Origin of the sequence: Psychrobacter lutiphocae DSM 21542 (assembly GCF_000382145.1) — a bacterium.
In the GTDB taxonomy this organism is placed as follows: domain Bacteria; phylum Pseudomonadota; class Gammaproteobacteria; order Pseudomonadales; family Moraxellaceae; genus Psychrobacter; species Psychrobacter lutiphocae.
Genome location: NZ_KB907624.1, coordinates 43,368 through 69,911, shown reverse-complemented (window position 1 = coordinate 69,911; position 26,544 = coordinate 43,368). Strand labels below are relative to the sequence as shown.

General features: G+C 41.4%; 26 protein-coding genes. 15 read left to right on the top strand and 11 right to left on the bottom strand.

The window, feature by feature from the left end; translation table 11 throughout:
* Positions 1 to 367 precede the first annotated feature (367 nt).
* Positions 368 to 934: a phosphatase PAP2 family protein gene (locus H140_RS0101925; protein WP_051086840.1), complete on the bottom strand. Its 567-nt coding sequence runs from the start codon at positions 932 to 934 to the stop codon at positions 368 to 370.
* A 783-nt stretch (positions 935 to 1,717) separates the two neighbouring features.
* Here H140_RS0101925 and tusD point away from each other — a divergent pair.
* The 4 genes from tusD (at position 1,718) to H140_RS0101905 (ending at position 3,476) form a co-directional block, all read left to right on the top strand.
* Positions 1,718 to 2,137 (top strand): sulfurtransferase complex subunit TusD, encoded by a 420-nt coding sequence (gene tusD, locus H140_RS0101920; protein ID WP_019671967.1) that lies wholly within the window; start codon positions 1,718 to 1,720, stop codon positions 2,135 to 2,137.
* 130 nt (positions 2,138 to 2,267) lie between these two features.
* The gene (locus tag H140_RS0101915; protein WP_019671966.1) at positions 2,268 to 2,591 is read left to right on the top strand and encodes a hypothetical protein; all 324 of its coding nucleotides are present in this window, start codon (positions 2,268 to 2,270) and stop codon (positions 2,589 to 2,591) included.
* 77 nt (positions 2,592 to 2,668) lie between these two features.
* Positions 2,669 to 3,016 carry a hypothetical protein gene (locus H140_RS0101910; protein WP_019671965.1) on the top strand — a complete coding sequence of 116 codons (348 nt, stop codon included), beginning with the start codon at positions 2,669 to 2,671 and terminating at the stop codon, positions 3,014 to 3,016.
* 94 nt (positions 3,017 to 3,110) lie between these two features.
* Positions 3,111 to 3,476 carry a TusE/DsrC/DsvC family sulfur relay protein gene (locus H140_RS0101905; RefSeq protein ID WP_019671964.1) on the top strand — a complete coding sequence of 122 codons (366 nt, stop codon included), beginning with the start codon at positions 3,111 to 3,113 and terminating at the stop codon, positions 3,474 to 3,476.
* Between the two features lie 188 nt (positions 3,477 to 3,664).
* On the opposite strand, the gene H140_RS0101900 is transcribed toward H140_RS0101905, so the two are convergent.
* Positions 3,665 to 4,210: a tRNA (cytidine(34)-2'-O)-methyltransferase gene (locus H140_RS0101900; RefSeq protein ID WP_019671963.1), complete on the bottom strand. Its 546-nt coding sequence runs from the start codon at positions 4,208 to 4,210 to the stop codon at positions 3,665 to 3,667.
* A 439-nt stretch (positions 4,211 to 4,649) separates the two neighbouring features.
* Between H140_RS0101900 and H140_RS0101895 the strand changes: the two genes are divergently transcribed.
* From H140_RS0101895 to H140_RS0101885, 3 genes are all read left to right on the top strand, one after another.
* The gene (locus tag H140_RS0101895; protein WP_019671962.1) at positions 4,650 to 4,790 is read left to right on the top strand and encodes an entericidin A/B family lipoprotein; all 141 of its coding nucleotides are present in this window, start codon (positions 4,650 to 4,652) and stop codon (positions 4,788 to 4,790) included.
* Positions 4,791 to 5,063: 273 nt separating this feature from the next.
* Positions 5,064 to 5,594: an inorganic diphosphatase gene (locus tag H140_RS0101890; RefSeq protein ID WP_019671961.1), complete on the top strand. Its 531-nt coding sequence runs from the start codon at positions 5,064 to 5,066 to the stop codon at positions 5,592 to 5,594.
* 215 nt (positions 5,595 to 5,809) lie between these two features.
* Positions 5,810 to 6,208, top strand: a complete 399-nt coding sequence (locus H140_RS0101885; protein ID WP_019671960.1) for a hypothetical protein — start codon at positions 5,810 to 5,812, stop codon at positions 6,206 to 6,208.
* A 188-nt stretch (positions 6,209 to 6,396) separates the two neighbouring features.
* Here H140_RS0101885 and H140_RS0101880 read toward each other — a convergent pair whose 3' ends face one another.
* Genes H140_RS0101880 through H140_RS0101870 form a run of 3 tightly spaced genes read right to left on the bottom strand, consistent with a single transcriptional unit; the run spans position 6,397 to position 9,382 of the window.
* Positions 6,397 to 7,548: a lipase secretion chaperone gene (locus H140_RS0101880; protein ID WP_019671959.1), complete on the bottom strand. Its 1,152-nt coding sequence runs from the start codon at positions 7,546 to 7,548 to the stop codon at positions 6,397 to 6,399.
* Positions 7,549 to 7,570: 22 nt separating this feature from the next.
* On the bottom strand, positions 7,571 to 8,686 hold the full coding sequence (locus tag H140_RS0101875; protein ID WP_019671958.1) for an esterase/lipase family protein: 1,116 nt from the start codon (positions 8,684 to 8,686) through the stop codon (positions 7,571 to 7,573).
* 24 nt (positions 8,687 to 8,710) lie between these two features.
* Positions 8,711 to 9,382 carry an alpha/beta hydrolase gene (locus H140_RS0101870; protein ID WP_019671957.1) on the bottom strand — a complete coding sequence of 224 codons (672 nt, stop codon included), beginning with the start codon at positions 9,380 to 9,382 and terminating at the stop codon, positions 8,711 to 8,713.
* A gap of 280 nt (positions 9,383 to 9,662) precedes the next feature.
* Between H140_RS0101870 and H140_RS0101865 the strand changes: the two genes are divergently transcribed.
* The 4 genes from H140_RS0101865 to creC all read left to right on the top strand — a co-directional run bounded on the left by H140_RS0101865 (position 9,663) and on the right by creC (position 15,093).
* Positions 9,663 to 10,961 carry a glycerophosphodiester phosphodiesterase family protein gene (locus tag H140_RS0101865; RefSeq protein ID WP_019671956.1) on the top strand — a complete coding sequence of 433 codons (1,299 nt, stop codon included), beginning with the start codon at positions 9,663 to 9,665 and terminating at the stop codon, positions 10,959 to 10,961.
* 252 nt (positions 10,962 to 11,213) lie between these two features.
* Positions 11,214 to 11,990, top strand: coding sequence for a sulfite exporter TauE/SafE family protein (locus H140_RS0101855; protein WP_019671954.1), 777 nt, complete (start codon positions 11,214 to 11,216; stop codon positions 11,988 to 11,990).
* A 338-nt stretch (positions 11,991 to 12,328) separates the two neighbouring features.
* Positions 12,329 to 13,117, top strand: a complete 789-nt coding sequence (locus H140_RS0101850; protein ID WP_156819048.1) for a response regulator transcription factor — start codon at positions 12,329 to 12,331, stop codon at positions 13,115 to 13,117.
* The gene (gene creC / locus H140_RS0101845; RefSeq protein WP_019671952.1) at positions 13,114 to 15,093 is read left to right on the top strand and encodes a two-component system sensor histidine kinase CreC; all 1,980 of its coding nucleotides are present in this window, start codon (positions 13,114 to 13,116) and stop codon (positions 15,091 to 15,093) included. The genes H140_RS0101850 and creC overlap by 4 nt, the downstream gene beginning before the upstream one ends.
* 91 nt (positions 15,094 to 15,184) lie before the next feature.
* On the opposite strand, the gene H140_RS0101840 is transcribed toward creC, so the two are convergent.
* From H140_RS0101840 to ispF, 3 genes are all read right to left on the bottom strand, one after another.
* Positions 15,185 to 15,670: a hypothetical protein gene (locus H140_RS0101840; RefSeq protein WP_019671951.1), complete on the bottom strand. Its 486-nt coding sequence runs from the start codon at positions 15,668 to 15,670 to the stop codon at positions 15,185 to 15,187.
* A gap of 240 nt (positions 15,671 to 15,910) precedes the next feature.
* A complete protein-coding gene (gene grxD, locus H140_RS0101835) occupies positions 15,911 to 16,246 on the bottom strand; it encodes a Grx4 family monothiol glutaredoxin (RefSeq protein ID WP_019671950.1) in 336 nt (111 codons plus the stop codon).
* Positions 16,247 to 16,443: 197 nt separating this feature from the next.
* The gene (gene ispF / locus H140_RS0101830; RefSeq protein WP_019671949.1) at positions 16,444 to 17,004 is read right to left on the bottom strand and encodes a 2-C-methyl-D-erythritol 2,4-cyclodiphosphate synthase; all 561 of its coding nucleotides are present in this window, start codon (positions 17,002 to 17,004) and stop codon (positions 16,444 to 16,446) included.
* Between the two features lie 180 nt (positions 17,005 to 17,184).
* Here ispF and mnmA point away from each other — a divergent pair, with 180 nt between their 5' ends.
* Positions 17,185 to 18,282, top strand: coding sequence for a tRNA 2-thiouridine(34) synthase MnmA (gene mnmA / locus H140_RS0101825; protein ID WP_455233766.1), 1,098 nt, complete (start codon positions 17,185 to 17,187; stop codon positions 18,280 to 18,282).
* Between the two features lie 314 nt (positions 18,283 to 18,596).
* Here mnmA and H140_RS0101820 read toward each other — a convergent pair whose 3' ends face one another.
* Positions 18,597 to 20,009 carry a coniferyl aldehyde dehydrogenase gene (locus H140_RS0101820; protein WP_019671947.1) on the bottom strand — a complete coding sequence of 471 codons (1,413 nt, stop codon included), beginning with the start codon at positions 20,007 to 20,009 and terminating at the stop codon, positions 18,597 to 18,599.
* Between the two features lie 324 nt (positions 20,010 to 20,333).
* Between H140_RS0101820 and lipB the strand changes: the two genes are divergently transcribed.
* The 3 genes from lipB (at position 20,334) to ilvD (ending at position 24,102) form a co-directional block, all read left to right on the top strand.
* Positions 20,334 to 21,197, top strand: coding sequence for a lipoyl(octanoyl) transferase LipB (gene lipB, locus H140_RS0101815; RefSeq protein WP_019671946.1), 864 nt, complete (start codon positions 20,334 to 20,336; stop codon positions 21,195 to 21,197).
* Between the two features lie 117 nt (positions 21,198 to 21,314).
* Complete coding sequence (locus tag H140_RS0101810) at positions 21,315 to 22,013, top strand: hypothetical protein (protein ID WP_019671945.1); 699 nt, start codon at positions 21,315 to 21,317, stop codon at positions 22,011 to 22,013.
* A gap of 184 nt (positions 22,014 to 22,197) precedes the next feature.
* Entirely contained in the window at positions 22,198 to 24,102 is a 1,905-nt protein-coding gene (gene ilvD / locus H140_RS0101805) for a dihydroxy-acid dehydratase (protein ID WP_019671944.1), read from the top strand.
* Positions 24,103 to 24,410: 308 nt separating this feature from the next.
* Here the strand turns inward: ilvD and H140_RS15760 are convergent, their stop codons facing one another.
* Both H140_RS15760 and leuA read right to left on the bottom strand, forming a co-directional pair.
* Complete coding sequence (locus H140_RS15760; protein ID WP_156819047.1) at positions 24,411 to 24,596, bottom strand: hypothetical protein; 186 nt, start codon at positions 24,594 to 24,596, stop codon at positions 24,411 to 24,413.
* Between the two features lie 78 nt (positions 24,597 to 24,674).
* On the bottom strand, positions 24,675 to 26,423 hold the full coding sequence (gene leuA / locus H140_RS0101795) for a 2-isopropylmalate synthase (protein WP_019671942.1): 1,749 nt from the start codon (positions 26,421 to 26,423) through the stop codon (positions 24,675 to 24,677).
* Positions 26,424 to 26,544: the final 121 nt, after the last annotated feature.

Genomic DNA, 26,544 nt, shown 5'->3' with positions numbered 1-26,544 from the left:
TAAAACGCTTATACAGCTCTTAGACTACCACAAAAACGATAAAAATAAGATGACTAGTGATGTTATGTTTAGGCACTGTCAATAATTCTAAACTCTCGATAGTCTACCTCCTACAACAATCGACACCCTGTAATAGTCAGCCTAATTGGTTGCTGGGTGTAATTGATTGGCGGGGCTAAAAATGAGAAATAAACTTTTGCTAATCTAGGCCTGTATAGCTACTTTTAGCTCATCAACCTTGCTTTGGCTCATCAACCTTCAAAGTAGCAATTAAGAATAGGGATATAAGAACAATAATAAAAAATAATAAGAATAAAAATAAGAATAAGAATAAGAATAAGAATAAGAAAAATGATAAGAATAAAACCTAGCCTAAATGCACCATAACTGATACGCCAATCACAATCAAGCCCTCTATATCATTAACCCAAAGCGATAAAGCATAGCCGATACCTGCGCCCACTAGAACATCTGTTGGATAATGCAAACCTAATATCATGCGTGACAAAGCAATTAAAAAAGTAAACACCAGCATAACAGGCAACAATTCAGGAACATAAACCCCAATAGATGAGGTAAATAACACAGCTTGCAATGTATGCCCAGATGGAAAACTAAATACGTCCAATGGCCTTTCTCCCAGTACAATGGCTTGGTGTACCTGATAGGGTCTTGGTCGTACCGTTTTTGCTTTTAAAAGCTTATAAACTACCAAACCTATCAAACCTACCAGTAAAGTTGCTGTTAGCGGTACAATGGCCGAAGCTCCTTGTCGTACAAAGGCACAAACTAGCATTAAATACCAAAACCAGCCATCCCCCAAACGGCTGATAATCTTAAAAAACTTAGCAATACCTCGATGATCTGAATAGCGATTAAAGTGAATACAAACACTTGTATCCCACAAAATAAGCTGATTAACAAAAGTCGCCAGAGCTGTGTTCCTTATCAATAAGCCAAATAAAGGGGTCGGTGCAGCGCTTGATACGACACTTGGCTTATTATTTATTTTAGTATCTGGCTTATTTGCTCGTTTAACGCAGTTGCGTTTCACAGATTATCCCCTATGTATTTTACTGCTTATATTGACTACTTTGGTGCTTAGGCGTGTCTTTATTTTAACAATGGTGATAAAAAAAAGATAAATCGCAGTCAGACCTTATACAGCGCCCACACTATATAGCCGTTCATTATTGTAAGCTCGTTTTTTTCTTTATCAATTACCTTGTTGTTTCTATTGTATTTTTGTTATATTAATTGGTTAGTTTTTGGTGCTTTTCTCTACTTTTTCCACTACTACTCTATGTACTAGTACTATATGCCGTCAGTTTACCTCAAATATATCACCACTTGATGACACTAGGGCATGTCCATATTTGGTCATTAAGCTAACTATGGGATAGACTTGCGCTAATCAAAGTATGTTTTGTAAAAAATAGAGATCTATTGTCAAAAAATTTGCAAAGATTAGCGAGAATATAGCCCAACGTTTAATGCCAACTAGCCCATCTATCTTTAATGTTCCAATTGGGGATATACGCTAAGTGGCAAAGCCAGCTTTCTTACTAAATTTATGTCAACCTATCTTGAGATAATGACCGACAACCCTAATACATAATTTATAACGTCTCAGTATTTATACAATCTCCTAATTTATTTGGAAATGCCCCCTAATTTATACAATCTCCTATTAAAATCAACATACAGTGGCCACACTATGACCAATTCATCAACCGCTTCAACCCTACTACTGATTACCATAGATCCTAGCCAACCATTAGCAAAGCATGCCTATCGCTATGCCAGTGCATTTTTACAACAACAAGCTAATGCATCAGCACCTGCTAAGAAGCTAACTGTATTTTTTTATGCTGATGCTGCGCATACGGCAAATGTCTTGCGTTGGCAAACGGCAGATAGAGATAATTTAATGCAGCAGTGGTCTGCGCTTAGTCAGCAGTTTAATCAAAGACTACCAGTGTGCGTTAGTACCGCATTAACCCGTGGGGTAGTCGATACTGATAATGCTGGACGCCATAAGCTAAGCGCAGACAATCTGGCTGATGGCTTTGAATTAGTTGGTCTTGGTGAATTAGCGACTGCCTTAGCAGAGGCTGATAAGGTAATCTCTTTTTAACGGCTAATAAACCGCACTAAACCAATCATTAAACCAATCATCAAACCAAAATAAACTAAACCAAACTAAACTAACAAACTAAACTAACAAATTAAACCAACAGCAATTAACCTAATAAATAGGAAACCCAGTGGCTATTTTAATTCGCTTAACAACCCCAACAGAAACCGCAACTTATGAAGGCTGCGCGCTGGCGTTGACCTTAGCAACCTTTGGTCAACAAGTACAGCTGATGCTTGGTAGCTCCGTATTTGGCATATTAATGCAACCTACCAGCCGACTACATGGTATGATCAAATCTCTTGATTTGTACGACATCCCCCCAGCCTGGTTGCCAAATGATGTGTTTAGTAGCTGGATAACCGCAATGGTAGCTAATGACGTAGCACAGCAGATTGACTTTATTCCTGAAGATTTTGATTCGAGTATTTTTGAGCAGATTTTCTCTTTTTAAACTTGCTCTTTTAATTCATTAGTTGCATACCGCTTTCTTATTTTACAGACTCTATTCCCAACTTAAAGGGCATAATCATGACCACTTTGTTTCAGTTACACGCCAATATAAATAATTTAAAAGCCTTAATTAAAGAGCTAGGTACATTATGGAAACCAGGTGACAGCATCCTATTGTTGGGTGAAACCTGTGCATATTACAGCTGGGCAAAAGCCTATATTGATGACATTAATCATGATGATGAGTCAGAGTATCAGATTGCTAATATCAAAGGATGGTATGTGCTGTCTGAAGATATCAATGCCTTAAATGATAGCGCTAAAATCAACTTAGACCTGACCGGTATCACGGCTTTGACTGATGCTGATTGGGTACAATTAACTCAAGATGTTGAGCGTGTGGTCACCTTAGATAGCACCACTTAAACAGATAGCACCACTTAAACAATCTAGCAATAATTCTAGCAATAATTTTTAATTTTTAAATCTGACAATTGATCAATTATAGAGCCGCCCAACCATGACAGATATCACCGCCCTCACCCAGTTAAGCATACACTCTGACGACCAGACAGTATTGGCACTTGATGACGAAGGTCACTTAGTCGATCACACCTTATGGAGTGAGGCTGTGGCACAGCAACTAGCCGATGTATTGGATGTGACGCTCACCGATGATCACTATGCAATCTTGCGTCAGGTGCGCCAATTTCACGCCAATTTTAACCATCCGCCGACGACCAGACCATTAATCAAATATTTGATGCAGACCTTGCCAGAGTTGGATATTAGCAATCAAAAATTGCAACAGATGTTTAATACAGGCTTAGTTGCACGTCATGTTAATCGCATTGCAGGTCTACCCAAACCCCCGAATTGCTTATAAATAGCTTATAAGTATCAATAATTAACTGAATTGAACACTCAACCAATTAATTACTAATCAAGAAGTCTGCTGCTTACCAAGATTGCGGCTGATAACTCTAATTCAATAGCCCCTGTTACTCTAGTAACTTTTATGACTCTAGTAACTTTTATGACTCTAGTAGCTCATATGTCTATAGTAGCTCAAAGCTATTTAGGGTCATATGGAGTCAATTCTGTATATCCTGTGCTACGACCCTCATCACCTATAAAGCCTTGCTGGCGCCACACTTCATAAAGGCAAATGCTGATACTATTGGCTAAGTTTAGACTGCGTGAATCTGGCAACATAGGCAATCGCAACCAGTTTTCAGCCCCAATATCAGCCCGTATCTCATCTGCCAATCCTGCGGTTTCAGAGCCAAATACCAAGGCCACGTTTTCTATTTTTTCGCCCGTTTCGGTATGTACAAAGTCATAGTCATAAAAGGGCTGACTCAGCTTAGTCGTTAACGCCACCATCCGCTCACAGCCTGCCTGTTGCAATGCCTGCTTGGCCTGTTGCCAGTCTTTATGCACTTTCATATTGGCGTACTCATGATAATCAAGACCAGCTCGGCGTAGCTTTTTATCTTCTAAATCAAAGCCCAATGGCTCTACTAAATGCAGTTGTGCACCTGTATTAGCACATAAACGAATGGCACTACCAGTATTGTTTGGAATTTTTGGATGTACAAGAACGATGTGAATGGTCATTTTTTTGCCCTTTTTGACAACTGCTATTTACAATGAAATTTTGGTTTACAATTCTATGACAGTTTTGCTTAAATTACACACATTTCTATGTTGTTGTTTTCATAAAAATTAATATACTAGGTAGTATTAATATTATTATTGCGACATTGTAATTATTACCCATTTAATAATTAACTTAATTAGCGGTTAATTTAAATTACAGGTAATAATTAACGCATAAATAACCACTTAAACTACTTAACTTTAAAATGGTTTAAATAACATATTGCAATATAATATTATTTTATTGGTAGTTATTTTATTATTGATTATCAGTGTTTTATTTATTTTTATAAGTATCAGTGTTTTATTTATTTTTATAAGTATAAGACTGCCAAATCACCTACCAATATTTTGAACACCCCAAACTTTTTTATTTCATTAACACTAAGGACTTCACATGAAGAAATTAACTCTTGCATCTTTAACTGCACTAATCCTATTAACTGGTTGCAACACGTTCAAAGGTTTTGGCCAAGATGTTTCTAAAGCAGGCGAAGGTGTTTCTAACTCTGCTGAAAAAGTTCAAGAGAAACTATAAGCTGAACTCGTCAATATACTAAGCCTTGAACATAAGGTTTAGCACAAAAAAGCAAATAGCATTACGCTATTTGCTTTTTTTATTTTGGTTAACTAAAGCCAAAAGATGTGACAAATGTTATTTTGGAATATTGTCATAACTTGGCAATTGGTCAAAAGTTGTTATAATCAGCATGATTTTATAATTATCCTTTTTAAATAACCACCCTTTCTGAGTGCTTATAACTCTGAGTGCTTATAACTGCGCTCTTATTGACCCTTATTGGAGTAAAAAATGGCAGATTTTAACGTAATTTTAGATGCAGGCGATGTTGACGGCGGCGAGATTAACGTTGTAGTAGAAATCCCAACCGGCAGCAACCACAAAATTGAATGGAACCGTGAGTTAGCGGTATTTGAGTTAGACCGTGTTGAGCCCGCTATTTTTGCTAAGCCTTGCAACTACGGTTTTATTCCACAAACACTTGATGAAGACGGTGATGAATTAGACGCACTCATCATTACTGAACAACCATTAACAACAGGTATTTTTTTGAAAGCGAAAGTCATCGGAGTGATGAAGTTTGTTGACGATGGCGAAGTTGATGACAAAATCGTTGTGGTGCCAGCCGATGACCGTAACAACGGCAACGCTTACAATAGCTTAGAAGATTTGCCAAAGCGCTTAATTGAACAGCTTGAGTTCCACTTCAGCCACTATAAAGACTTAAAAAAAGCAGGCACTACTGTGGTTCAATCTTGGGGTGATGTCGCTGAAGCCAAAGACGTCATTAAAGAAGCTATCCAGCGTTGGAAAGACAAGTAATCTTGATGAGCTCATGATTAACAGCAGTTATTGATAAACCATCACTGATATTGATAAACCATCACTGACTGTTACCATCAAATACTAACTCTATCAGCTTGTCACTTTACACCATATAAAAAAGCACTTTAAGTCAATTAAAGTGCTTTTTGTAGTTTAAGACATTATCGATGTAAAATAACTCAAACATTTAATACCAGACAATGAGAGCGCCTATGCCACACTCACAACCCCCATCCCGACCACAATCAGGCAAACTGCCAAAGCACATCGCTCAAATGGTTGAAAAAAATAATCTGGTACTGGCTATTAAAGAACTGGCCTCTGAGCAAGGCATTAGTATGGGTGATGCTAAAGTACAAATTGATGCGTATGAGGCCAAACTAAAGCAGCAACACGCTAAAAAAACGCAAGCCATCGTCAAAAAACAAAACAAACCGCTGACTAACAAACTAACGAATAGTGCTGAAAAACTCTATAACAGTGTTGACAGTCAATTAAATACAATGGGCTACAAAAAACCGCTTATCCCCTATTGGGCAAAACGCATACTAATTATTTTAATTATTTGCGCTATATTAACAGGACTGTTTTATTGGAAACTTCTGTATTAAAACTTAGCTGTAACAGAGGCTAAAGCCTAAAGTTAAGGCTTAAAACTTAAATATCACTGCCTATTGTCTAAAAAACAGTCTCTGCCAATGGCATTTTTCAATTTATAAAGCCTCTACTATAATTGTAGTCAGATAAATGAGTTACAAGGCAATCGAGTGCAAGTACTACTGAAGTAGGCTAAACGAGGTTAACGCTGTAACTCTTTTATATGGCTGTGACTATACTGCTGTTTAAACTGCTCATAACCAGCTAATCGCTTTTGTTCTGTCTTACTAAAGAGCTGATGTTGTAGCTCAGATATCTGTTGTTGCTGCGACTGTGCTGATGCTGACGAGTCTAATATCTTATCTCTGGCCTGCTGATACTTTACAAATCGTGCCTCAAACTCTGCATTTTGAGCATCCATTTCAGCCAGACGCTTAGCGGCATCCTCCCCGACCGTCTCAGCTCGCATTGCAAACAGCTCATCTTTACTACTCCCCTGCATCTGCTGAGTGCGAGTTACCAACTGCTCAATTTTGGCTTGATGCTTGGCCTGCTCTTTGAGCAAAGAATCTGGTAGTTGCTCAATATAGGTTTGCTGTGCTTGTTGTTTTTGAGATTGAGTTAACGACTTATCTTGAGCAATCTGTAATATAGCTAGATTATAATCAGACAAGGCATCATCATCACTAAAAAAAGCAACCTCCGTCTGCAGGTTAAACAGCTGTGCTCTAAGCTTTTTTATCTCTTGTTGTTGCTTCTCAATAACTGCTAAGTCTAACTTACCAACCTGGTTGTTACTATCAATTAATGTGGCAGACATTGAGCTATACTTACTTTCTATGCGTGCTACTTGTTGCAAATATGCCAGATATTGATAATACAATTGGGTGGCATGAGAGGCCGCTGGCTCAGGGGTTCGGCTACTTATGTAAGACTCCACACGCCTATTAATGGAAGCGCTGTCTTCCTCTCCTTGTGCTGACAAAAAGTAATCAAACAACCGACGCAAGCCGCGGGTGACGATCAACTCGGACTGTGCATCAACAATAATATCACCGTCAACTTGTGTGCCTTGCAAAGATCTTGGTAAGTCTTCAATCCCAGTGGTCAGAGCATCTGGAGTATAGTCTAAATTTTCAACAACATCTGTATCTGTATCAACCTCCTTTTTATTTGTCACATTCGGCATAGATCTTGCCATTTGTGGCGTTTGTTCCACACTATTACTGGCAGTGCCAGACAGCAGATATGCTATCAGCAAAAATACACCTGCCATCACGAATAGGGACAGTGCAAAAAACAACACTCGGATACGCATCGGTATTTTGGCCGATTGGTTGTGCGGATTTGGCATATACCCTCTTAGAAAAAAGCGATTAATAGCCTTCGTTTTTTAAACGATTAATATGACTGCGATAGACAGATATGGGATCCACTTCACCGCGAGAAACCAGACCAAATATCTGATTGACCGAGTCTAAATGGTTCATTTTATAGTCATCTCGAATGACATAACCAATACGGCTTGAGCAAGCAGAAACAAGGCCATCATTAGCATCATTTTTGTCAAAGGTCAGTGCAGTCAATGCTAAGATATAATCACTGGGATCAAAGCCATTGGTTATCGCTCCTACTCCTGAAAAAGAATAGTATGGAATACCATTGACGATATATTCAGTAGGAGGCTGACCACAGTATTCGCTGGGCATGGCTTCTGGGTATTTTTTGTTAAAATATTCAGTCATATACTCAGTGGTCAATCCTGTTACTGCCTTTATTGAATCTTGATGTTGTAGCTGCTCCATACTAATGCCTGAGCCATAATCGAACAATCGCCCCACTGAATTATGAAAAGCTATTAAAGCCCGTCCAAATAGATTAAATCTATCCTTCGGTGCTTCTGAAGCAGGATTTTTTTTGGATACCACAGACAGTAACCAGTCAGCCATCTTTGAGCCTTGCTCAGGGCTAGCAACAGCCGTCACCGAAGCGACTGTCTCGGGTGCTACGGCTGCCACATAACGAATATCAATACCACCTAAGCTGTGCCCCACTAGATTGACTTTTTCTTTACCAGTCACCGCTATAATAGTGCGCACTTGCTGCAATAGTTGCTCGCCACGAAATTCTGCATCTTGCATCGATGAGGTTTTAGTTACATAAACATCACTGCCACCTTGCATCAAGGCTTCTGGAATACCGTTAAAGTAGCTGAGGCTGTCAAACATCTCATTAAAGCCACCCAATCCATGTACCAACACCACTGGATATTTTGTCGCGGTTAAGTCGTTATCAGCATAAGCATTGGCTACTAGGACACAGCCACTTGGATTGGAGCAGTTGTAATACTCAGCGGCAGATGCACTATTGATAACGCCAAATGTGCTAACTGTGCCGACTATAATGGCACTAAATATTGTAAGCAGACACAGCTTGCTTGCTTGATGCCTTGCTTGCTTGTGATGGCAAACCCAACTTTTTATGCAACTCATACTGTCAGTACTCATCTCATATGACTAAGACAGATGCTTATTTAGCCATGCGCCAATCGCTTTAATCTGTGGCATACAAACTTGATGCGCCATCGGGTAAGTCGTAAACTCAACCGCATAACCGAGTTGTTTTAGCTGCTCGCTGGCACGCTGACCTAAAATTACTGGAACAACAGGGTCTTGAGTACCATGATCTATTTTAATTGGCAATGATTTATTGGCGTCACTGAATTTAGATGCGTCATCGACTGCCAAATAAGTGGACAAAGTTAATAAACCTGCCAGCTTTTTAGGATGGGTTAATGCCACTTGATAAGCAATAGCGCCCCCTTGTGAGAACCCTGCAATCACAATATCCTCTGGAGCCACGCCACGCGCAACTTCACGTTCAATTAAATCATTAATGGCGTTTGCTGACTTATTAATTTGCTCAACATCCACTTTGCGCTCAAGACTCATTTCTAAGATATCATACCAAGCTGGCATCACCATGCCACCATTAATGGTCACTGGGATTTGTGGTGCATGCGGAAATACAAAGCGTACTGCCAGCTCTGAACTTAACCCTAGCTCTGGTACCACTGGCTCAAAGTCATGACCACTAGCACCAAGGCCATGAAGCCAGATCACCGCTTTATCAATTGTCTTGTTTGTAGGGTTGTGTTCAACAATAACGCAGTCCAAATAGGTTGTCATATTTTTTCCTTCTTTATTCATAGTATAAGTTTATCAATATTTTTATCATTTTTATTATCAAGGTTGTCATTAGATTGTCAACTACTTAGGTTAGTTTAACATCTAATACCTGACTAAATATATTTCTTAGGATTTGTTTATGTTACCCTCACTATCATCCTTATTACTTAGGTCTACTCAGCCTCAACTCAAACCATATATATCTAAATTTCAATATACAACCGCATCTACTATGAAGCATCACTGTAACCTTACATATATCTCACTAATAGCACTCATATTGACAGGATGCCAAACTGAAAGCAATCGCATTTCATCTCCTCCCATCAAGGCTAAAGATGAGCCAACTCATATCTATCAACTTAAAGATAATAGGTCAGATAAAACGTCAACACAAGTCAGTTACAGTTATGGCACACGCCCATTTTACTTAGTAAATGATATGGATGAAGGGCCACTAAAAAAAGAGTTGCAATCTTGCTTAGGACAAACTCCACAAAAAACAGATTTTTCTATTTCACATCGTGGCGCACCATTGCAATATCCAGAACATACTTATGATGGCTATTTAGCAGCTGCCCACATGGGTGCAGGCGTTTTAGAGTGTGACGTCGCTTTTACTAAAGATCATCAACTGGTCTGTCGCCACGCTCAAAACGACTTACATAGCACAACCAATATTTTAGCCACACCACTGGCCAATCAATGTACCCAGCCACCTAAATTTGATGCCAAGGGTAATTTGACCAATGCCAGTCAAATAGAGTGTCGCACCTCTGATATCAGCTTAGCAGAATTCAAATCCTTGCAAGGTAAAATGGATGCTGCCAACAAAGAAGCCACCAACCTCACTGACTATATGAATGCAACGCCTGCATGGCGTACAGACTTATACAGCCAAAATGGGCAGCTACTAAGTTTAGAAGAGCATATTGCATTAACCAAGTCATTAGGTCTCAAACATACGCCTGAGCTTAAAGCTCCCAGTGTCGCCATGCCTCATATTGACGCTAATGGTAATCCATATACCCAAGCAGATTATCGCCAACAGCTTATTCATGCATACCAAAATGCGGGGATCTCTGCAAAAGAGGTCTTTCCACAGTCTTTTAATCTATCAGATATACGTGCATGGATAGAAGAGACACCAGATTTTGGTGAAAATGCAGTATATTTGATTGATGATAGTAACGAAACAGCTACCAACAAAACTTTTGATAAAGATGATCCAACAACATGGAAGCATTCACCACAGCAGTTAAAAGCCATGGGAATTAATATTATTGCACCAGCTACTTGGCTATTAGTCAGCAGCGATGGTCATGGCAATATGTTACCATCTAATTACGCCAAGCAAGCTCAGGCTGCTGGACTGGAGATGATTACTTGGTCTCTTGAGCGTTCAGGACCTCTGGCCAAAGGTGGCGGCTGGTATTACACTGGGCTTGAAGATGCCATCAATAATGATGGCGATATGTTTAACTTTATTGACGTATTGGCGCAACAAGTTGGAGTGAAAGCCATTTTTTCTGATTGGCCAGCAACTGTTACTTACTATGCCAATTGCAAAGGACTATAATAAAAAATAGAACTTACGCACGAGTAGATATGATGGCAACTGCTAATCATTTATGAATCTTCTGAAGGTAGAGCCAGACGCTGCATACATAATAACCAGCCGCTTTTAAAGCCTTGAAATCGTATTTTTGCGTAAGTCCTAATAAATACAGGCTGAATGTTAAACGAAAGCTTGCAACAATCAGCATATTCATAACAATCAGCATATTCATAACAATCAGCCTGATCATCATTAGCCCAATAATGGCACACCATGGCAACAATCTTAGATCTTATCTCAAGCCCACCTCTTTGGCACCTAGTCTCTTTATTTGTGCTAGGAGTGATGGCGTTTGTGATTTCTACAATCTCAGGTGGCGGTGGTGCGCTGTTGTTAATCCCTGCTGTATCTTGGTTAACTGGTGCACCATCAGCACCTCCAATTATAAACCTTGGCACTTTTTTATCACGTCCATCACGTATGCTATTATTTTGGCATGATATTGATTGGCGCCTAAGCAAATATTATGTGCCTAGCGCCATTGCTGGTGCTTGGCTATCAGGACTGTTATTTAGCCGATTAAATGCCAGCTGGATACAGCTTGTAGTCGGTATCTTCTTGGTATCCACCTTATTCCAATACAAGTTTGGTAAAGTTGATAAGACCTTTTATATGCCAAAGCTGGGTTTTGCGCCTTTAGGTTTTTTAGTTGCTTTTATAAGCACTTTAGTGGGCGGGCTGGGTCCTGTATTAAATCCTTTTTATATGAACTCAGGCCTTAAAAAAGAAGACTTAATTGCCACCAAAACCGCCAACTCATTTTTTGTGGGTATTGCTCAAATAGGCAGTTATACTTTTTTTGGCGTGTTAACCACCCAGCTTTGGGTCTATGGCCTGGCACTAGGCATTGGCGCCATTGTTGGTAATATCATAGGTAAGCGTTTTTTAGCAGGAATGAGTATTCATCAATTTCGTATTGCCTTGTTGGTGTTAATGAGTGTCAGTGGCATGCTAATGATTGTCAAAAACCTAGATCTAATATTAACTTAAACCCAACCTATCTTGTAACAAACCATCGCAAATACCGAGCAACTTCTTCATCAACTTTCCATCAACTACCCTTGTTTATCACATATTTAAAATAAAAGAATGTGCTAAAATTCTGTTTACAATCCGTTTTCATCGCTTAGCTTTTATTTAACCTTTGATGTTTTAGGAGCTTATTCACTTACAATGACTAAGTGTGACTAGTCTTGCTGTGTATTGACGAAAAAGGTCTCTGTCAGTGACATTTATCACTCCTATTTTATCAATCCTATACAGCCTCCTAGTTTCATACTAATGAAATTTTTTTGGTATTTTATCTGGCGTTTACTATGACTTTATCCATGCCACTATCTCAATCAGGAACTACAACTCCGCCGCATATTTTAATCGTTGAAGATGATCCCGCCATCGCCACTTCATTGCGTGTCACCTTTAAGCGTGAAGGCTGGCAAGTAACTTGGTTAGATAATGCCAGTAGCGTGATCCCAACCTTAAATCATTACTATCAACAACAACAGCCTTTATCAGGCATTGTATTAGATGTGGGCTTACCTGATGGTGATGGGCTCACTCTATGCCAAGATATCCGCCGCAACGAAGATATAGGTCACTTTAACCAACTACCCATAGTTTTCTTAACCGCACGAAGCGATGAAATAGACAGAATATTGGGGCTGGAGATGGGCGGAGATGATTATTGTCCAAAACCCTTTAGCCCAAGAGAGTTGGTTGCAAGACTCAAGGCTATTTGGCGCCGTGAGCAATTAACGGCCAATGCGACCTTAGATAACCAACAGCAGCTAGATACCAAGCCTCAACAATTTGTCTTAGATTCAGGTGTTTGGCGTTATGAGCCACTGACCTATACCTTATATTGGAATGATCATAAGCTTGAGCTTAGTAACACTGAACGCAAGCTGCTATTGGCGTTATTAGCCAATCCAGATCGGGTATTTAGCCGTGAACAGCTACTTAATGCCATCAGTGATTATCCAGATCACAGGCTGGCGCGTACTATTGACAGCCACGTCAAATCAATTCGCAAACAATTAGTACAAATCAGCGACCAACAAGATGTGGAAATTATCCACACCCATCGTGGGCTAGGCTATGGACTTTGTGCATCATGAGCAAGCATCCTATTGACCCCAATAGCAGTAATGGTAGCAATAGTATTTATAGTAGCAATAGTATTCATAGTAGCAATAGCAGTAGCCAGCAACCAACAACCCCAAACTGGTATGCCAAATTACACCCGATTGGCAAAGACAGCAGCAGCCACAGCACGGATAACAAACCCAAAAAAATCCTAAATTTAAGTCTATTTTTTAGAATCTGGATTGCGGTTGGAATCATTGTCATTATTTCAGGCATTGTGGTATTTAACCAACTGTTTACCTATGTGCGTCCCATTACTCAGCAGGTGATTGAAGACACCCTAGTCGATACCTCTAAGCTACTGTCTGCCAGCTTGCAGTCTGCAGTAGAGTCTGGTGACATCTATAACCCTAGCTATCAAGCCATGCTAGATCAAGCCTTCACTACCCCATCGCTACCGACTAAAAATCCTGATAACAGCGCTTTAAGCAGCTTAAATAGCGACACTTGGTACCACCAAAAAACCCACAGTAGCTTTCGCGTTTATATTACCGATAACCACGGCATTGTTATTTATGATTCACTACCCAAGCAAGGTGATAGCATCAATCCTAAGGGCAATGCTGAAGGTGACGACTACTCAAACTGGAATGATGTCAACCTAACCTTGCAAGGCAAATACGGTGCTCGTACCACTCGAACAGATCCAGAAGATTCCGCCTCTTCTGTGATGTATGTAGCTCAGCCCATATATAGCTCAGATGGTCATCATAATATCATCGCTGTGGTCAGTGTTGGAAAACCAACCGTAACGGTATTGCCTTATTTAGATGCCACTCGCAAGCGAATGCTAAGTGCATCGCTAATCATTAGTATAGTGACCTTAATTATGGCTGGTTTGGTAGCTTGGTGGTTGCGTCAAAGCACACTTTTGGTTACTCGCTACACTCAGTCTTTGGCACAAGATACCAAAAAGCCTTATTTTTATTTGGGTCGTGAGCTTAACGAGTTGACCGATACCATTGAAAGCATGAAACACCGACTTGAAAATCGAGCTTATGTCACCGATTATGTGCACACCTTAACCCATGAGCTAAAAAGCCCGCTGACCGCCATCCGTGCCAGTGGTGAGCTATTAGAAGAAACTGACTTAGACAGTGAAGATCGGCAGATGCTAAGTCAAACCATCACTGAACAAAGCATCAAACTGCACTCATTAATAGATCGTTTATTGCTATTGGCAAAAATTGAACAGCCTAACTTTCGACTAGCAATTCAACCCATTCATCCTGACGCTCTGATTAAAACCTTGGTTGCTGGGTGTAAAATGCAACGCCAATACCAGCATCTGGAAATTGACTATCAAAGTACACTGGATCTGCCAGAACATAGTATGATACTTGCCGATGAGTTTTGGCTCACTCAAGCACTGCAAAATGTGCTGGATAATGCCTTGTATTTTGCTCATAACAAGGTGTTAATCTGTTTGTCATCATGGCATCTAGACAAGACCCCTTATATAAAGTTATCTGTCATCAATGATGGTAATTTAATCCCAGATTATGCATTAAATAAAGTGTTTGATCGTTATTTTAGTCTGTCGCATCAGTACCAGCAAGGCTCATCACAATACAGCCAGAGTGGACAGCAAAACAATCAACCTAGCACTCGCTTACACTCGCCAGCACCCAATACGCAAGGTAAAAAAGGCACAGGACTGGGCTTAACGCTTGTAAAACAGGTCATAGAGCGCCATGGCGGTCAAGTCAGTATTCATAACTTAACATCTGCTGAAGCTGAAAATGTCAAAAAGACTATTATAGATAAGCATCACCACCATCTTGTCACTGACTCATCTATTACACATCATCAGCACCAAAAACACCTTCATCAGCAACAAAAACACCTTCATCAGCAACAACAAGTCAAAAAACAAGCCCAACTACCAATAGAAACAGGAGTTGAGCTTGTCATTTTACTACCTATTGCGCCTGCTCAATCCGTCTGAGTCTGACTGGTCGTTTAACCTTAGCATTACCTTAAACAACTGAGTTTCAAACATCTGAGTTTCAAACAACTGAGTTTCCTAACTTCAATGACTAGTCACCTTGACTTAACGGTACAATACGCTCTTTTTGACCGCTTTCGATAATGCCATGACTGCCTACCCCTTCAGGATTACTTTGTAAATAAGCGCTCATTTCAGCGATACTCTCTGCATTATCGTTGGCTAATATGCGCTGTTTGATCATCTCTACTGGTGGCACAGGCAGATTTTTTAACAGCGACAGCAACTGTTCATCATTACCTTTGGTAACCACCAGTTCAATGAGCTGACGGGCGTCAATTGGTAAGTCTGGCGTAGTCTGTGCCAACAGTGCTAAATGATAGGCACCATGCGGATCTTCATCATCCATAATGCGCCGCTCAATAGCTGTATAAGTTTCACTGGTTGCTCCACCTGCCACTCGTAATAAATGAATACATTTAAGTGAGGATTGCTCTTCTTTGTCAGCAATAGCGATAATCTTTTCTGATTGTGCTTCAAGTAATTGGCGTTGTTGTAATTGTTTGTCGTTACTCATCATTTTTTCCTAATGTTTATAAAGCGAAAGCGATAGAAAAACGGCTCTTATCGCCCAGTTGTGACTATATGTGGTGCTTATGATGATTTTATAAAGTGATCATATACAAAAACATAACAGGCCTAACTTAAGACCATCTTAGAGAGCATCTCTAATGCCATAGCCAAGAAAAAAATATAACCAATAAAAAAAGCCTTAGCATGATACTAAAGCTCTTTAACATCAACTTCTTTAACGGTATTAGCTGGCAGGACTGTGCTCTTCTACCAATGGCTTTAATTCACCTGATTGATACATTTCTAAAATAATATCAGAACCGCCCATCAACTCACCATTAATCCACAATTGTGGGAAAGTTGGCCAGTTGGCAACTTTTGGTAAAGTCGCACGAATGTCAGGGTTTTCTAAAATATTAACAAAGGCAAAAGGACGACCAATTTGAGTCAATACTTCAATAGCACGGGCAGAAAATCCGCACTGTGGAAATTGTGGCGTACCTTTCATGTATAGCAGTACTGGGTTTTCCTTAATCTGGTTACGAATTAAGGTTTCGATATCTTGTGCTTGGTCTGTCATATTAGATCCTTAGTTTTGATGGGTTTTGGTTTTAGTTTTGGGTTTAATGAACCTGTTTTTTGACAAACTGGCTATGTACTAAAACTGGCTATGTACTAAACCTACTTTTTTGAATAAGATTAGTCTTTAATGTGGGGGTTAAAATTTAAAAGTCAATTCACACCACTAGGGCGTATCTCTCCCTACTTCATCATAAGCTAGCTGTCTTTAGCAATTAATACGATAGCACTTGCAGCGATACCCTCGCCACGACCTGTAAAGCCTAGCTTTTCACTTGTGGTGGCCTTAACACTAATATTTTCTACATTGGTATCTAGATCTTCAGCTATATTGCTGCGCATCGCAAAATTATGTTTAGCAAGCTTCGGATGCTCACAAATGACGGTGATATCAGCATTAATTAGCTTAAATCCGCGCTGCTGTACAAGGGTGTAAACATGGCGTAATAGCACCCGTGAATCCAATCCAGCATTTGCCTCATCTGTATCTGGAAAATGCTGACCAATATCACCCAGTGCCAATGCACCTAATAGCGCATCTGCTAGCGCATGCAGTACCACGTCACCATCAGAGTGGGCTTTTAGGCTGTAATCATGAGGGATTTTGACTCCTGCTAATACCACATACTGCTGCTTGTTATCATATAGCAAAGCACCTTGGTGTCCATTGTGCTTATTGGCTTGTGGGGCATCCTGGTGTTGTGATTTATTTTTGTCATAAAATGCATGTACATCTAGACCTTGTCCGATTCTAATCATTATCAGCCCATATCAGTCAGGTTAATGTTATAATTTGCACAAATTCTAGCACATATTTCTTCTTTTATGATGGCTTGTAATCTAAATATGACTAACTTAAAAACAAATTTACAGCATAATTTACCACCACTTAAATTAAACGACATCAAAAACCCAGAACAAACTCGAGTGATTGTGGGTATGTCTGGTGGTGTGGATTCATCAGTTTCTGCAGTGTTATTACAACAAGCTGGCTTTTTGGTTGAAGGCCTGTTTATGAAAAACTGGGAAGAAGATGATGGTACCGAATACTGTACGGCGATGGAAGATCTAGCCGATGCACAAGCCGTGTGTGACAAAATTGGTATCAAACTACATACTGCTAACTTTGCGATGGAGTACTGGGACCGCGTATTTGAGCATTTTTTGGCCGAATACCAAGCTGGACGCACACCAAACCCAGATATTTTGTGTAACAAAGAGATTAAGTTTAAGGCCTTTTTAGATTATGCGCTGACCCTCGGTGCAGACTATATTGCCACAGGTCATTATACCCGCCGTAGCGTGAATTATCAGCGTGAAGATGGGCTTGAGGTAGCGCACTTAATGCGAGGACTGGATAATAATAAAGATCAAAGCTACTTCTTGCACGCTGTTGGTGGTGACAAAATAGCCAAAACCTTATTCCCAGTCGGTGAGTTAGAAAAACCAGAAGTACGTAAAATTGCAGAACAACATGACTTAGCTACCGCAAAGAAAAAGGACTCTACGGGTATCTGCTTTATAGGTGAGCGCCGATTCAAAGACTTCTTGCAGCAATACTTGCCAGCCAAGCCTGGCGATATCATCACGGATGACGGTGTCACTATTGGCAAACATGATGGCTTGATGTATTACACCTTGGGTCAACGTGGTGGTATTGGCATTGGTGGTGTCAAAGATCGCCCTGAAGAGCCTTGGTTTGTATTACAAAAAGATCTGACCAACAATCAGCTCATTGTCGGTCAAGGTCATGATCACCCGATGCTACTAAGTCAAAGCTTGATTGCTTATAAGCTAGACTGGGTAGAAAGGGTTGCGCCTGCAGCTATCTTTAGTGAAAAAGGTTTAAGATGCATGGCCAAAACTCGTTATCGTCAACCTGACCAATGTTGTACAGTATTTGCAGATACTAAAGACGCAAGTCGAGTTAAGGTTATCTTTGATGAGCCACAGCGCGCAGTAACACCTGGACAGTCTGCGGTATTTTATATCGGTGAGGTCTGCTTGGGTGGTGGTGTGATTGAGTCATTTGCATAGCAGACTTACAATCAACATCATCTCTAAAGTGAGTGTGCAATATCTCCTCATCCATACTGCACACTCTCCATATATACAGAACACTCTCCATATATACAGAACACTTTCCATATATACAGAACACTTTCCATCTATACTGCACTGTACATAATAGCTGGAGAGTGCATAGACTGTGTGCGCCTGCTAAAGGTACACACTTATTATACCAATATCTGAAAATTAAGATATCGAGGAAAACGAGTGCAAACACTACAAGTAGTAGGTTTAGCGAGTTTGGCAAAGATAGGTTATTTTTCAGATAAGGTATTACATGCTTATTTAGTCAAATACTGTAAGCCCTTTTTAAATAATCTGCTATACGGAGGTAACATAATACTCATTGCGTTTAGCTTGGACTGCACAAACACAGGCTTCATGTGACTCATACGCTCAAAGCCCCATTTGCCATGATAGGCGCCGATACCAGAAGCGCCCACCCCACCAAATGGCAACTCATGCTGTGCTACGTGCATAATTACTTCATTGATGGCAACTCCACCAGATACCGTATGAGTACGAACATAGTCAATATCTTTGCTATTATCACCAAAGATATATAACGCCAATGGACGTGGGCGACTGTTAACAAACTCTACTGCATCACGCAAACCATTGACATGAACTAAAGGTAAAATCGGCGCAAACAGCTCATTTTGCATAACTTGGGTATCAGGCTCTGGATTAAGCACAATCACAGGTGGCATTAAACGCGTCTCAGTGTCTGCTGCCACATCTGTTAAAGGAATTACTTGCTCTTTTGGCAAGGATGTAAGATAACCCTGCAAACGCTGAAAATTAGCATCATTAATTATTCGGGTGTAATCTGGGTTGTCACTGATATTAGGATAATGTTTTATCATCCACTCTTTTGCCATCTTGACAAATTTACTATGTAATGATGAATGTATCAGCACATAATCTGGTGCAATACAAGTCTGACCAGCATTTAAGGTTTTGCCCATCATTACCCGATTAACCACATTATCAAGGTCAGCATCATCGAGTACTATGACTGGTGACTTACCGCCTAGCTCTAAGGTAACAGGGGTTAAATTTGGTGCAGCGGCCGCCATTACTTTTTTGCCAACTTCGGTTGAACCAGTATAAAGTAGATGGTCAAAAGGCAGGCTACTAAAGGCAGCAGCAATATCAACATCACCGACTACCACCGATACCATATCTGGAGAAAAGTGCTGGGCTACTGCTTGAGCAAAGGCTTCAGCAAACAATGGCGCTGATTCACTCATCTTGATCATTACTCGGTTACCAGCAACCAGGGCATCTATCATGGGACCGATTGATAAAAATATTGGATAATTCCAAGGCGCAATCACCCCAACCAGACCCAATGGCTGCGGCTGTAATTCATTATAAGCTGGGCGAAATAGAGTTGAGATACCAGCTCTACGAGTTTTCATCCAGGATTTACCATGCTTTTTAGCATGACGAATTCCTTGAAAACTTGGAAAAAGCTCAGCAAAGTTGGTTTCATCTTGACTGCGATGACCGAAATCCTGGCTAATTGCATCGGCAAAATCTTGTTTATACTCCACCAACATCGCTTCTAGACTATCAAGTAACGCCTCTCTATCAATCCAAGAGTTGAGTGGATTTTTGCGGGTTAATCCCTGCATATGATTAAATTGTGACTGTAACTGATCAATAGTGGTGATAATACTTTGACTCATACAAATATCCTTTTAGTATGTTGCTTACGATGGTGAATTGAAATTTTTGTTGCTGGCAAGTTGAAATTTTTGTAACTTAACAAATTAACATAAAAAGTAGCTTTAGTGTGTATTAAATCAATAATTTAAATTAAGGGCAATATGATAAAAAACCAATAAACCCCCGTAATAAAATAGTGGCGTCATTTAAACAACTTTATAATAATACAACTTTTGGTTTAAATGATACCATACAGCAATCATAGGCTAAGACAAACTCTAAGCTATGGCGGCACTCACAGACTCATGATATGCTATATCCCTCAAAAAAAACAATAGTCGACTATGAAACCTATAACCCAGCACCCAAAAGCAGACACCCTTATCGTCCGCACCTTACTCAATGCCGATTATGAAAGCACCCATCAGCAAATGCTGCAAAAAACACTGGCACGTATTGACAAAAAAAAGCAAGGCATCATCACCGCAGATGAACTGTGGATTGTTGAGCATAATGACGTATATACCTTAGGTCAAGCAGGCAAAAAAGAACATATTTTGCAACACACAGACACCCCCATTATCCAAACAGACCGTGGCGGACAAGTCACTTGGCACGGCAAAGGGCAACTGGTTATCTACTGGCTAATAGACCTTAATAATCTTGGCTGGTCAGTACGTGACTTAGTGTCCCATGCTGAGCAAAGCATCGAGGATGTACTCAATGACTACTTGCAAGCAGTACAGCCTTCAAACCAGCCAAATCAGTCTCAGTTTTATGCCAAAGCTCGTCAAGACGCACCTGGAGTCTATATTTATAATCAAGATCACTTAATGCTAGGAAAAATTGCCTCGCTAGGGTTTAAAATTAAGCATGGTTTTAGCTACCATGGTATTGCATTAAATTTGACCTGTGACTTGAGTGCTTTTAACGCTATTAACCCCTGTGGATATGCTGGAATGCAGATGCTAAGACTGGCTGATTTTGTTGATTTGGTCAAGCTAGACAGCAACTTTAAACTCAATGAAACAGAAGATTCGCCAAGACTTGACGTTTCTACTTCTGAGCCAAATACCTATGCTTCCAAGCTAGACAGCAATACTAACAGCATCACAATGCTAAAAGTTACCCATGATTTATTAGCTAATATCAGACAGCGCGAAGCAGGTAATATTGCCCTACGCCGTGCGCCTGATAGCAAGCGCTAATAGACCAGGCGCTAACCGAACCAAATAAAAGCAACATACTATACTAAAAGCCATACCCTAAAAACCATATGCTAAGAGCCAGCCATACACTGCAAGCAATATACTAAGAGCAACAATATGACCACAGCCCAGATGACGGACAACCCCTCTTTTCAGCCGACACCAGAGTCTCATACTGATGCAACTGATCCGAACCTACTAACCGATCCAAATATCTTGCATCTGGATCATATTATTAGTGATCAAACTATCCCTTGGCAGATTCATAACTGCAAAATTATCGACAAGCTCGTCACCCAAGATGAAAAGCTACCCTTTATTTATCATTATGACGCCCTAACAGATGAGCTCAAAGCAGTGCGCCCGCTAACTCCAGAGCTATTAAAACAGTTTCAAACGCCGATGTACGCCAGCGAAGCCGCCCAGCTATTAACGCTAGACCCCAAACTCACCCCAACCCCTTGGCAGGCTAAAGTTACCGGTACCTTGGTGATGTTTTGTGAGCGTTTACAGCTAGCGTTACGGCTCAAGTTTACCAATACTGCTAAGACACTCGATCCTATTTATAGCAAAACCCAAGAACAAGCACTAAAGCTGGCACTACAAAACTGGCACTTTTATGGTGAGGTGTTTGTGTTATATAAAGGCAATCACCCATTAGTGATGACCCTTGATGATGACTGGCTGAGCATACCTAGTTTAGATGGCTATCAGCTATTACCAGCACAATACTCACTGGCGACTTTAGTGTTATTAGAACAACAAAAGCAACATTTACCGCAGCTAACCGAGACCATTGAGCAACGCTTACTCTAAATCATAATTTAAACTTATATATACCAAAGATTTTTTGCTTTAACCCAAATAGCTTTTATAGGTTATAATAACTTATAGCTCACTAAGGCTCTAAACACTATTTGCTTACGAGATAAAAAGCTACTTACGAAATAAAAAGCTTACGAAATAAAAAGCCCGTATTTAAGGTAAAAAAGGAAACACTATGCAATATCGCTCTAAAACCTCCACTTCAGGCCGTAACATGGCAGGCGCTCGTGCTCTTTGGCGCGCCACAGGGATGACAGATGGCGACTTTGACAAACCCATTATCGCCATTGCCAACTCCTTTACCCAATTTGTGCCTGGTCATGTACACTTAAAAGACATGGGGCAATTAGTTGCCCGTGAAATTGAACGTGTGGGTGGTGTTGCCAAAGAATTTAATACCATCGCTGTTGATGACGGTATCGCCATGGGTCACAGCGGCATGCTGTACTCGCTGCCCAGTCGTGACCTAATCGCTGACTCAGTAGAATATATGGTCAATGCCCATTGCGCAGATGCCTTGGTGTGTATTTCAAACTGTGACAAAATCACCCCTGGTATGTTAATGGCAGCCATGCGTCTTAATATTCCTGTCATTTTTGTTTCAGGGGGGCCTATGGAAGCGGGTAAAGTACTCGCTGAAGACTTAGCGCCTAGTCACAACCTTGATGCACCAGTCAACGAAAATGGCAAAAAAATCCGTAAGCTTGACTTAGTCGATGCCATGATTGATGCAGCTGATGATAATGTCAGTGATGCCGATGTACTAGAAATTGAGCGCTCAGCGTGCCCAACCTGTGGCTCCTGCTCAGGGATGTTCACCGCCAACTCTATGAACTGCTTAACCGAAGCGCTGGGTCTGTCACTGCCAGGCAACGGCTCATTATTAGCCACCCATGCCAAGCGTGAAGAACTATTTTTAGAAGCCGGTCGCCGCATTGTTGATCTAGCCAAGCGCCGTTACGAGCAAGACGATGAGTCGGTACTGCCACGCTCTATCGCCACCAAGCAGGCCTTTGAAAATGCCATGAGCCTAGATATCGCCATGGGTGGCTCAACCAACACCATTTTGCACTTATTGGCAGCGGCTCATGAAGCGGAAGTTGACTTTAAAATGGCAGACATTGACCAATTAAGTCGCCGCGTGCCCTGTCTATCAAAAGTGGCACCAGCCACTCAAAAATATCACATGGAAGATGTGCACCGTGCTGGTGGCGTATTAGGTATTTTGGCCGAGCTCAATCGTGCTGGTCTATTGCACACTGACCTGCCCACCGTCCATGCCAAAACCTTACAAGAAGCGCTTGATATGTGGGATGTGATGAATACGGATCATCCAAACCATCAAGCCGCCCGTGACTTATATATAGCTGCCCCAGGTGGCGTACGCACCACACAAGCCTTTTCACAAAATAAAGCTTGGTCGAACCTAGATATCAACCGTGAGTCTGGCTGTATTCGATCCGTTGAAAACGCCTACTCAAAAGATGGTGGACTAGCAGTATTATTCGGTAATATTGCTGAACGTGGCTGTGTGGTAAAAACGGCTGGCGTTGATGATAGTATCCTCACCTTTACTGGTCGTGCACGGGTATTTGAGTCACAAGATGATGCGGTTGACGCCATCTTGGCTGACAAAGTGGTTGCTGGCGATATCGTTATTATCCGCTATGAAGGTCCAAAAGGTGGTCCTGGCATGCAAGAGATGCTTTATCCAACCTCATATTTAAAATCAAAAGGCTTAGGCAAAGAGTGCGCCCTACTCACTGATGGTCGCTTCTCTGGCGGTACGTCAGGTCTGTCTATCGGTCATGCTAGCCCAGAAGCTGCTGAAGGCGGTGCCATTGGTCTGGTCAATGAAGGCGACACCATTCATATCGACATTCCAAATCGCAGCATCCATTTGGATGTCTCTGACAGCGAGTTGGCACGCCGCCGTGAAGAGATGGAAGCACGTGGTAGCAAAGCGTGGAAACCGGTCAACCGTGATCGTCAAGTCAGTGTTGCGCTGCGTGCTTATGCGGCCATGACCACCAGTGCCGATACTGGTGCGGTACGTGATGTGAGTCAAGTTGAGCGTTAATGCGTTAATGGTCAATGCGTTGCGTTAATGCGCCAAACTGAATCGGTTAAAGTGGCTTGTCTTTATTTATTTAAGGCAAGTCATTTTTTTTGGGTATTACACCCTCGCTACGTTCTTCCTTTGATGCAAATGTGCTGGGTGTCGTTACCTCCACACCAGCCACAGCCACAGCCACAGCCATATCTTACAAGGGTTTTCGTTATTCGCCACTTGCACAATTTGTAGGTTGGATAGAGTTTGCGACACCAAACATTTGAACGGAAGAAATGTGTTTTATTTGCATCTTGAATGTGGCCTTGGGATGCGGTTTAGCCTCGACAGTAGCGGATATCCTTGGTAAAGCACAGGGGTGCAGGCGCTTGGCTAGGGGCAGTCTCGTGGCGCAGGAATGGCGCTAGCCGGTAGCGCCTGCCCCTGTGCAAGCCAAGATATGAGCGGATGGCGGGATTGGCTCCAAAATGTGCTGGATGTGATTCAAGTATGTGATTTGCCATTATCACTGATATAAGGGGGATAAAAAAGGCCTGCAATTGCAGACCTTATTGATATGAAGATAGGTGTTGATATATAGCTTACACAGCTTGCGATAGCGCCGATAAAGCACCTTTTAACATCGCAGATACCGTGCTGGTATGGGTGCCGATGCCAGAGTAAATCTCGCCATCAACGTTAAGCTGGATATAGGCGGCAGCACTGGCATTGGTTTTGTCCGAGGTTTCATCATTGTCATCGGCGATGCTCTTAACATCCTGTGCAGGCTGACTGATGGCGTGCTCGGCATAGTTGATGATGTGTAGCTGTTTGCCAGTGTGAGCGGCTACACCATCGATAAAGGCCGATAATGGGCCGTTGCCTTTGCCTGAGACACTGACGGGCTCGCCATGCAAGGTAATTTGACCTTTAAACTCTACCTCTCCGCTAACATTATTCACGCTGTAATCTAGTAGCTCATAACCTGTGTTTTGTAGATAGGTGTTTTCAAAGGTCTCTAAGATTTCCTCATTTTTTAGCTCACGTGCCACATCTTCTGCTTTTTGTTGTACCACACGGCTAAAGTCGATCTGCATCCAGCGTGGCAAGTTAAAGCCATAGTTGCGCTGTAGGATATAGGCGACACCACCTTTACCAGACTGGCTGTTGATGCGTACCACGTCTTGATAGCCACGGCCAATGTGCGCAGGGTCAATCGGCAAGTAGGCCACATCCCAGACATTTTTGGTCTCTTCGCTGTGTTTTTCGTTGTAGTCCAGTGATTTTTTGATAGCATCCTGATGCGAGCCACTAAAGGCGGTAAATACCAATTCACCAACATAGGGATGGCGTGGGTGTACCGGTAAGTTGTTACACTCGCTAACCACTTGCACAATGCGGTTCATGTCGCTTAGATCTAGCTCAGGATCGACGCCTTGGCTGTATAAGTTCATCGCCATGATCATGATGTCCATGTTACCCGTGCGCTCACCATTGCCCAGTAGCGTACCTTCGATCCGATCTGCGCCGGCCAAGACACCCAGCTCAGCGGCGGCTACCGCACTGCCTCTGTCGTTATGGGTATGCAAGCTGATAATGACGTGTTCACGATTTTTTAGATTGCGGCAGAAGTATTCCACTTGGTCGGCATAGACGTTTGGCATCGATGACTCAACGGTGGCCGGCAAGTTAATAATCACTTGTTGCCCCTCTTCTGGCTTCCACACCTCATTGACCGCATTGACCACTTCAATGGCGTAATCTGGCTCAGTTTGGCTAAAGCTTTCTGGTGAATACTGGAACACCCACTCTGTCTCTGGGTGCTTGGCTGCATGATCTTGTAGCATTTTTGCGCCTTTGATCGCAATTTGCTTAATCTCTTCTAGGTTTTTGGCATAGACCTTGTCACGTTGCACACGGCTGGTCGAGTTATAGACGTGAACCACAGCACGGCGTACACCTTTTAGCGCCTCAAAGGTACGCTCAATAAGATGCTCACGAGCTTGAACCAAGACTTGGATCGTAACATCGTCAGGAATATGGTTTTCTTCAATCAACTTGCGGGCAAAGTCAAATTCAACTTGTGCGGCTGATGGAAAGCCGATTTCAATTTCTTTAAAGCCCACATCGACCAAGAGTTTAAAAAAATTCATTTTTTGATCAAGAGTCATTGGGTCAATGAGCGCTTGGTTACCATCACGTAAGTCGACGCTGGCCCACATTGGCGCTTTTTCAATGGTTTTATCTGGCCAAGTGCGGTCTGGCAGGTTTGGTGCAAAGGCAAACGGACGATATTTACGAAAATCAAAGGCATCAAACTTTGGCTTAATTTTGGGTTCTACCTGGCTCATGGACTGTCCTCTTCGATCTGTTGTCGGTTATTGAATGAATGATTGGGTTAATTTATGGTTTTTTTGCGATAAATATTAGCGATAAAACCAAACATACCTGCTTAACAAGCTACGCTGGTGT

Bases quoted from the DNA above. Each gene is read 5' to 3' on its own strand.
- H140_RS0101900 (WP_019671963.1), bottom strand. From the start codon at position 4,210: ATGACCATTCACATCGTTCTTGTACATCCAAAAATTCCAAACAATACT.
- H140_RS0101820 (WP_019671947.1), bottom strand. From the start codon at position 20,009: ATGAGTCAAAGTATTATCACCACTATTGATCAGTTACAGTCACAATTT.
- grxD (WP_019671950.1), bottom strand. From the start codon at position 16,246: ATGACAGACCAAGCACAAGATATCGAAACCTTAATTCGTAACCAGATT.
- H140_RS15760 (WP_156819047.1), bottom strand. From the start codon at position 24,596: ATGGCAAATCACATACTTGAATCACATCCAGCACATTTTGGAGCCAAT.
- H140_RS0101850 (WP_156819048.1), top strand. From the start codon at position 12,329: ATGCCACTATCTCAATCAGGAACTACAACTCCGCCGCATATTTTAATC.
- leuA (WP_019671942.1), bottom strand. From the start codon at position 26,423: ATGAGCCAGGTAGAACCCAAAATTAAGCCAAAGTTTGATGCCTTTGAT.
- H140_RS0101885 (WP_019671960.1), top strand. From the start codon at position 5,810: ATGCCACACTCACAACCCCCATCCCGACCACAATCAGGCAAACTGCCA.
- H140_RS0101870 (WP_019671957.1), bottom strand. From the start codon at position 9,382: ATGACAACCTATTTGGACTGCGTTATTGTTGAACACAACCCTACAAAC.
- H140_RS0101905 (WP_019671964.1), top strand. From the start codon at position 3,111: ATGACAGATATCACCGCCCTCACCCAGTTAAGCATACACTCTGACGAC.
- creC (WP_019671952.1), top strand. From the start codon at position 13,114: ATGAGCAAGCATCCTATTGACCCCAATAGCAGTAATGGTAGCAATAGT.
- H140_RS0101895 (WP_019671962.1), top strand. From the start codon at position 4,650: ATGAAGAAATTAACTCTTGCATCTTTAACTGCACTAATCCTATTAACT.
- lipB (WP_019671946.1), top strand. From the start codon at position 20,334: ATGAAACCTATAACCCAGCACCCAAAAGCAGACACCCTTATCGTCCGC.
- H140_RS0101840 (WP_019671951.1), bottom strand. From the start codon at position 15,670: ATGAGTAACGACAAACAATTACAACAACGCCAATTACTTGAAGCACAA.
- mnmA (WP_455233766.1), top strand. From the start codon at position 17,185: ATGTCTGGTGGTGTGGATTCATCAGTTTCTGCAGTGTTATTACAACAA.
- H140_RS0101880 (WP_019671959.1), bottom strand. From the start codon at position 7,548: ATGCCAAATCCGCACAACCAATCGGCCAAAATACCGATGCGTATCCGA.
- H140_RS0101910 (WP_019671965.1), top strand. From the start codon at position 2,669: ATGACCACTTTGTTTCAGTTACACGCCAATATAAATAATTTAAAAGCC.
- H140_RS0101875 (WP_019671958.1), bottom strand. From the start codon at position 8,686: ATGAGTTGCATAAAAAGTTGGGTTTGCCATCACAAGCAAGCAAGGCAT.
- ilvD (WP_019671944.1), top strand. From the start codon at position 22,198: ATGCAATATCGCTCTAAAACCTCCACTTCAGGCCGTAACATGGCAGGC.
- H140_RS0101855 (WP_019671954.1), top strand. From the start codon at position 11,214: ATGGCAACAATCTTAGATCTTATCTCAAGCCCACCTCTTTGGCACCTA.
- ispF (WP_019671949.1), bottom strand. From the start codon at position 17,004: ATGATTAGAATCGGACAAGGTCTAGATGTACATGCATTTTATGACAAA.
- tusD (WP_019671967.1), top strand. From the start codon at position 1,718: ATGACCAATTCATCAACCGCTTCAACCCTACTACTGATTACCATAGAT.
- H140_RS0101810 (WP_019671945.1), top strand. From the start codon at position 21,315: ATGACCACAGCCCAGATGACGGACAACCCCTCTTTTCAGCCGACACCA.
- H140_RS0101890 (WP_019671961.1), top strand. From the start codon at position 5,064: ATGGCAGATTTTAACGTAATTTTAGATGCAGGCGATGTTGACGGCGGC.